Source organism: Streptomyces durocortorensis (assembly GCF_016901035.1).
Taxonomy (GTDB): domain Bacteria; phylum Actinomycetota; class Actinomycetes; order Streptomycetales; family Streptomycetaceae; genus Streptomyces; species Streptomyces durocortorensis.
The window spans coordinates 1-1,836 of the sequence record NZ_JAFEUF010000465.1 but is presented as its reverse complement, the minus strand read 5'-3'; the positions used below and the strand labels follow the sequence as shown (position 1 = coordinate 1,836).

At 72.9% G+C, this 1,836-nt stretch carries 1 protein-coding gene; it reads left to right on the top strand.

Annotated features, from left to right (window positions below; translation table 11 throughout):
- Positions 1-157: 157 nt before the first annotated feature.
- A partial coding sequence (locus JS521_RS35450; RefSeq protein ID WP_205086959.1) for a glycoside hydrolase family 20 zincin-like fold domain-containing protein occupies positions 158-1,836 on the top strand: 1,679 nt, incomplete at its 3' end.

Below are 1,836 nucleotides of genomic sequence, written 5' to 3'. Positions count from 1 at the left end.
TAAAGTGATATACTCCAGTTCAAAACAAAACCTCCTCTAACGTGCAGTTAGAGCAGCTTTTGTTTTGCGGTGCCGCGGGCGTGGGGGCCGGTCCCCCCCCCCCCCCCCCCCCCCCCCCCCGGCCACACCTGTCGCCCCACCACCCCGGAGCCACACCGTGCCCGTCACCCCCTTCCCCACCCCGCGCTCCCTCACCACGACCCCCGGCGGCGCGGCCCTCGACGCCCCGGTCCACGCGAACCCCGACCCGGACCTCCCGCCCCAGGGATACCGCCTGCGCACCGGCCCCGAAGGCGTCACCGTCGACCACCGCGACGCCCACGGCCTGCGCTACGCCCTGGCCACCCTCGACCAGCTCCGCGCCGGGCACGACTACACCGCCACCGGCTACACCATCACCGACCACCCCGACTTCCCGGTCCGCGGCTTCCTCCTCGACATCAGCCGCGACCGCGTCCCCACCCGCCGTACCCTGGCCCGCTGGATCGAGATCCTCGCCCTGGCCCGCTTCACCCAGCTGGAGCTGTACGGCGAACACACCTACGCCTTCCGCGACCACCAGGACGTCTGGCAGGACGCCTCCCCGCTCACCGCCGACGACCTCCGCTGGCTCGACGCGCGCTGCGCCGCCGTCGGCATCGAACTGGTCGCCAACCAGAACACCTTCGGCCACATGGAACGCTTCCTGCGCCACCCCCGCCACGCCCAGCGCGCCGAGAACCCCGAAGGCTTCGAACGCGGCGGCGTCCACCGCCCGCCCAGCACCCTGGAACCCACCGACGACAACGCCGCCTTCGCCACCGCCCTGGTCGAGGAGGCCGCCCGCGAGGTCCGGTCCAGGCGGCTCAACATCGGTGCCGACGAACCCTTCGAGCTGGGGCGCGGAGCCTCCGCCGAGCGGGTCGCCCAACAGGGCCTGGGCGAGGTCTACTTCTCCTTCGTCACCCGGCTCATGGCCCCCTGGCTGGAGGCCGGGTACACCGTCGAGTTCTGGGCCGACGTCTTCGCCGGCCACCCCGAGCTGATGGACCGCGTCCCGCCGGGAGCCGTGCCCGTGGTGTGGCAGTACGACGGGCCCCGGGCGCTGTCCGAGGTCATCGACGGCGACACGCCCGAGGCCCGCACCTGGCAGCGGCTCGGCGCGGACCTCGACAACCTCCGCGAAGGGTTCCGTTCGCGCGGCAAACTGCTCTCCGAGGCCGGGGTGCCGTTCTGGGTCGCTCCCGGCGCGAGCAACTGGAACTCCCTCCTCGGCCGGATCGACAACGCCGTCGACAACATGCTCGACGCGGCCGAGACCGGCCGGGAGAACGCCGCGCAGGGATTCCTGCTCACCTCCTGGGGCGACCACGGCCACTGGGACGCGCCCTCGGTGGCGTACGGTCCGGTGGTCTTCGGCGGCGCGGTGAGCTGGTCCCTGGAGACCAACCGGGACCTCGACATCGCCGCCGTGCTCGACGACCACGTCCTGCTGGACGAGGCCCGCCTGACCGGCGGGGTTCTGACGCGCCTCGGCCGGGTCCACCGGGACCTGGGGGTGCCGCTGCTCAACGGCTCGCCGATCGCCCGCGCCCTCTTCCCCGACCCCGCCGTCCCGCTGCCGGCCCTTCCGGCACCGGAGGCGTTGGACCGGGTGGCCGCGACGCTCGCCGCCTGCCGTGCCGACCTCACCGCCGCCGACCCGGCCGGAGCCGACGGTGATGTGGTGCGGCGCGAACTCCACCATGCCGTGGCGCTGGCGGAGTTCGCCGTGGACGTGCTGCGGGCCCGCGCCGCCGTACGCACCGACGCCCCCGCCGACCCCGACCCCTGTCTCTTATACAAATATGAAGCTGA